This window comes from Bacillus sp. AFS001701 (genome assembly GCF_002559405.1).
GTDB lineage: Bacteria > Bacillota > Bacilli > Bacillales > Bacillaceae_G > Gottfriedia.
In genome coordinates, this window is sequence record NZ_NTZO01000656.1 from 1 (window position 1) to 5263 (window position 5263).

Here is a 5263-nt window from a genome sequence, read left to right on the forward strand (position 1 = left end):
ATTATTTAAGTTCTTCAAGTGTTCTATTTATTATTTCTACTAATTCTCTTTCACCAACTAGTTCATAAAAATCCTCGCCCTTTTTCTTAGGATAAAACTGAATATAAGTGCCACAACCCGCTTCAAGAACTTTACGATGAACATTACTACCCGGATATAAACAAATCACTTCGTTAATCGGTTTTCGCACATATATCATTTTTCCATTAACACGTTCAACATACTTAAGTCCCCAATATTTATACATTTGTTCCATTGCCTTTGTATTCCCTACTGGTTGATAAATATTAAACATTGGACTATATTTAATTTCAAAAATGATCGAAGCAACGTATTCTTTATTTTTTTTTCGATAAAAATCTAATCTTATATCCGGTTTTTTCGACTCTTCACCACTAAAAAAGTTTGTTCCCTTTAACAGTGATACTTGCGGACTTCCCTCGATAATTTCGTTATAAACTAAATTAATGATCCAACTTTTATTTTCAAGAGACACAAATGCTCCATCCATTAACTCATCGTCTTTTATATGCATTAAAATCTGTTCAGCTAATGGTTCAGAATCATTTTTAAATTTTAACTTTAAGAAAATATCGCATAATGAGAAAAAGACAAAGTATTCATATAGTAAAAAAGTTGGCTTATATACAGGTAAAAGCATTTGTTTTTTTCCGTATTCCTTTACTTTTTTATCAAATAAGCTTAAGGAATGAATAAAATTTAAAAATACTTTCGATGGACTAGTTGGATATTTTGAAGTATCAGTATCCGTCACTATTCGAAAAATTCCAATTGTATACTCTCTAAAATAGACTTCATAAAGTTTTTCTAAAGAATTCGTAATTCGTTCTTTTTCTGAAACACTTTTCGTTAATTTTTCTAATTCTAGCTCTTTTAACATTTTTGACTGTCTATATTTAGCTTTTTCTCGATCAGTAATTGAGCCATTCCCAACTACATTTTGCATCATTTTTTCTATATCCTTTACTTGAAAATCGATTTGATCCATTTTATTTTTGTCTTTTACTAATTCATATTTTACAAAGGTTAATAATGTTTCAATTGTAAGTAGAAATTTACGAACTTTATGTTTAGCATATTTTATCTCATCGATATAGTTTTCTTCTTGAACAACTGGTTGCATTGTTAAATTAGTTGCATTTGAAATGGCTGGATGCAATAAGGTCCATCTAATTGTATTAAAATCTAATTTTTTGACCTGCCTTTTTAATTCATATTCCTTTTTTTGTTTCCGCTTTAATTTACTTATAAACTGCTGAATTGCAACTAGTAGCCTTTCTTCATTTGACTCGATAAATCGAATAATCGGCCAAAAATACATTGTTCCATTTTGAGTAAATGAAGCGGAAGATTTTTTAAAGTATTGCGAGTCATTCATTATTCCATTGATTTGTTGATTTAATGTTGAATGCATCCACTCTAATTGATCATAATCTAAATTTTTCGGTACTATTTTTATCATTCCATAAAATTGTTGTTCTTGATAAATAATACAAAATTCATAATATCCGCATCTCCAAGGATAGGCATTCTCGGTTTTACCATGTTCATATATTAATATTTTTCTTTTTTCAGATGTAAAAATAAACTGCTGATCATCTAGGTTTTCTTGTTGAAAATGATAAAGATTATTCCAAACGAACGTAATTTTACCGTCAAACTCACCATCGACCTGAAATAAAAATCTTTTTAATTCCTGTATTTCATAGGCAAATAAGTAAGCCTCTTTTGGGTTCATTGTAAGTGCATCAAGAGATATTTTTTCCTCTTTCCCCCTAGTTCCGACAAGAATTGCAATCGTAAATGGGAGATATAGTGGCTCAAAAATTTCTGGACTATTATTAGTTGACATATCCATCAATCTCCAGCTGCTTTCTTTTCTTTTTCAATTCTTTCATAGAATACTCAAAGTCAGAAATTGATCTACCTAAATTAGATTTCATGACCATATTTAGTAGCCCTTCCTGCTCGTTCCCTTCACCTGTACCAATTAATTCTTCTAAATTTGCAAATAATCCCCTAACTTTCGTTAATACGCGTTGCTTAACAAAGAGATCGATCGCTTCTTTCCGTTCGAATTGAATATGAGAAGGAAGAGTAGGTATGTTAGCTAAATAGTTTGATAAATCTTTAATCATACGTGGAGAGATGATTCGCTCACTTAGTGACTGTTCAACTATTTTATTAAACTCATCAAAAAACTTTAATTCATCACTTGTAAGCTCAGATGCACTTAAAGTTTTCTTTGTCCAATTACTATAGTTTTCTGCATTAATATATATTTGTGGTACAGTTTCATAAATATTTTCATTATCCATCTTTTCTGCATAATTTACGAATGAAGTTGATCTAAGTGAGATTATATTTACACGGTCTAACAGTCTTAAAGAAAACTCACTTGAAGTTTCATCAAAGTTAACTGTTCCAACAAAAATAATATTATTACCTATTCTTACTTTAGGCTTATAATATTGATTAATGACTACGTTATGATCATGGAATAGAGTAATCACTCTCTTATCCTGAGGCATTTCTAAAATTGATAGAAATTTACTAAACCAATGTTCAATTTGAGAAAGATTCATTTCATCAAAGATCACCATATACATCCTGTGTGGAAATTGTTCTGCCTCAATCAGTAATTTCGTTAATCCCGTCTCAGAGTCTATATAAATCCCTGTAGTTGGATTTAAATAACCTAATAAATCATAATGTTCGCGATAAGATGGTGAAATTGGAACAAATAATAACTCCTTACCAAATTCAAGTCCTAAGGTTTCGCCATATATACGTGCTAATTGAGATTTCCCAGTACCACTTACACCACCTAAAATTGTTAGAGCCTGAAATTTACAACATATATGAAAATTAATAATATCTTTTTTTTCATATAACAAGCCTTGCTGCAAACAATTTTGGTAAAATCGTTCAATAAAAGCATTTTCAGTATCATTACTCCATTCAATTGGAAAAGCTTGTTTCTCAGTAAATTCTTGCGTATAAATAAGTTCTTTGCATTCTTTTTTAAAATTTTTACACAACTCTTCCCATTGTTTTTCGGGAATAAAATAAATTAAATGATTTAAATGAATAAAGGACTTTTTAAGTTCATCTTCATCATAATCTTGAAATGTAACTTCATTTTGTTTTTCTAAATAACTAATATCATTCATCATCGACTTTAAAAACAAGTTACCATATAGTCTATTTTCATAAAAGACAAATTCTGGTTGATCAAAGTCATTAAAATATTTTGGCAGATGAATTGGCAAAGAACCTTTTATAAGGCGGTTTTCGACCTCTTCACGCTTTCCCTCTCCCCTAAGTTCTATGACAGGCAGAAGATGGTAGGAAGTGTCCCTTTTCCCATCAAAAAACTCAACTAGATCTGCTGTGACAACTTCATTGGCATATTCAAGACGAAACATGACTAATTTAGAATCAAAAATCTTTTTTAATCCTTCAATTATGTCATCTTTTTTCTTACTTTTAATTAGTGGTTTTATTTTACTTTCATTATTTTTATTTGCAGTTGTCCCTACAAACAAAACATCTTGAGTTGAAAAACTAGCTTTTAACTTTGATGGAATTGGAGATAAGCACTCTACATAAAAACGAATATGATCTTCATCTTCATAATAAAGTAAGCTCTGCTTCTCTTGGTCCACTACTCTTTCTGTAACAATTTTTCCAAGGAACAAAAAGTTGTGAATTTTTTTTGCTAATTTCTGGGTCAATGCGCGTTTTAATTTCAAGGTCATTTCCCCCACTTTCCGACATTTCTCCTACATTTTACGTTCATAGTATTGAAATTATGAATAATACGGCCTTTTTACAAATAAAAACACCCAGGTAAACCTGAGTGTTAAACTACCCTCCAGACGCTCGTTTTCTTCGTTACTTCGCCTATCTGAGTGTCCTTATTGTCTAAGGTAACTCCGCTCCTCTCTAGGCTTCGCGCTGTGACAAACAAGCGCTTGCAAAAAGTTTGAAATTCAAGCATTTAGTACTTATCTACAAGCTATCTTCCAGGTAAAATTAAGTGTTTCTTAATGCCTATAGTCCTTTAAGGTTTTGTATTTCGGTTATAGCATTAATTGATAATAGACAATATCCAGCCATTGATTAAATTTCTGGCCAACTTTATAAAAATGACCTACCTTTTTATATCCTAATTTCTCATGTAATCTTTCGCTCACTTCGTTTCCACTAGTAATACAAGAAATAATTGTAAAGTGACCTAATTTTTTGGCAGTTTCAATCATCTCAGTCATTAATGCCTTAGCTAGTCCTTTTCGACGATGATCAGGATGAATATAGACGGATAGTTCAACCGTATGTTTATATGCATCTTTTTCCTTGAACTGTGTAAGTGAACAATATCCAGTTACTTGACCATTTTCTTTCGAAACAATTACAGGGTAAAGCTCATTATGGTTGACAAACCATTTTTGCATTTCTTCTTCTGTTTTTATTTTCATATCAAATGTTGCTGTAGTGTTTAGAATTGCATCATTATAAATTGTTACAATTTCGAGTACATCTTCTTTTGTTGCAAACAGTATTTCCATTCTACTTCCTCTCCTCACGTTTTAACTTTCCATCCATTGTACATGACAAACATTGATTTTCAACTTTCGCTTAAAAAAAATCCATACATCTAAACATGCACAGTGTTTAGGGTCCTTACATATACTGCGTTAGTCAGAATGATAGGAGGTATGAATATGAGTGAAAAAGAAAAAAACAACGCTCAAGATGAAAAACAAAGTCATTCATCTATTGATCTTCAACATTATTTAAAAAAGGTGGATGATTTAATAGATCAGTCGCCTATTAGAGGTCTTTTTGATGAAATTGATAAATTCTTTCATAAACATGGAGTTTTTTCCTCAATCGGTGTAGAGATTATTGAAAACGGTGAGGAATTAATCATTCAGGCAAGTATGCCAGGTGTAAGTAAAGAACAAATTTATATGGACCTTGAAGGTACGATCCTAACAATTGGCTTAAAAACTGATACGACTACTGAAGTACAAAACGATCAATCAAATTACTCCTATAAAAAATATTCTTATAGCCAATCCCAAAGAGTTGTAAAATTACCTTACCCAATTAATGCAACAACAGCAACTGCATCATACGAAAACGGTATGCTTGTCATAAAAGGTACAAAATTACCTGAATACCAAAAACAAATCTTTTTAGACTAAAAAATTAGTTTCACTGCAGACAACACAAT

The 5263-nt window shown here is 30.8% G+C and carries 4 protein-coding genes; 1 reads left to right on the forward strand and 3 read right to left on the reverse strand.

Annotated elements, in window-relative coordinates:
- Position 1: 1 nt before the first annotated feature.
- From CN514_RS24425 to CN514_RS24435, 3 genes are all read right to left on the reverse strand, one after another.
- On the reverse strand, positions 2-1873 hold the full coding sequence (locus CN514_RS24425) for a hypothetical protein (RefSeq protein ID WP_098234787.1): 1872 nt from the start codon (positions 1871-1873) through the stop codon (positions 2-4).
- The gene (locus tag CN514_RS24430; RefSeq protein WP_098234788.1) at positions 1863-3776 is read right to left on the reverse strand and encodes a hypothetical protein; all 1914 of its coding nucleotides are present in this window, start codon (positions 3774-3776) and stop codon (positions 1863-1865) included. Before CN514_RS24430 ends, CN514_RS24425 begins: the two co-directional genes overlap by 11 nt.
- A 330-nt stretch (positions 3777-4106) precedes the next feature.
- Entirely contained in the window at positions 4107-4592 is a 486-nt protein-coding gene (locus CN514_RS24435; RefSeq protein WP_098234789.1) for a GNAT family N-acetyltransferase, read from the reverse strand.
- 156 nt (positions 4593-4748) lie between these two features.
- Here CN514_RS24435 and CN514_RS24440 point away from each other — a divergent pair, with 156 nt between their 5' ends.
- A complete protein-coding gene (locus CN514_RS24440; protein WP_176526069.1) occupies positions 4749-5234 on the forward strand; it encodes an Hsp20/alpha crystallin family protein in 486 nt (161 codons plus the stop codon).
- Positions 5235-5263: the final 29 nt, after the last annotated feature.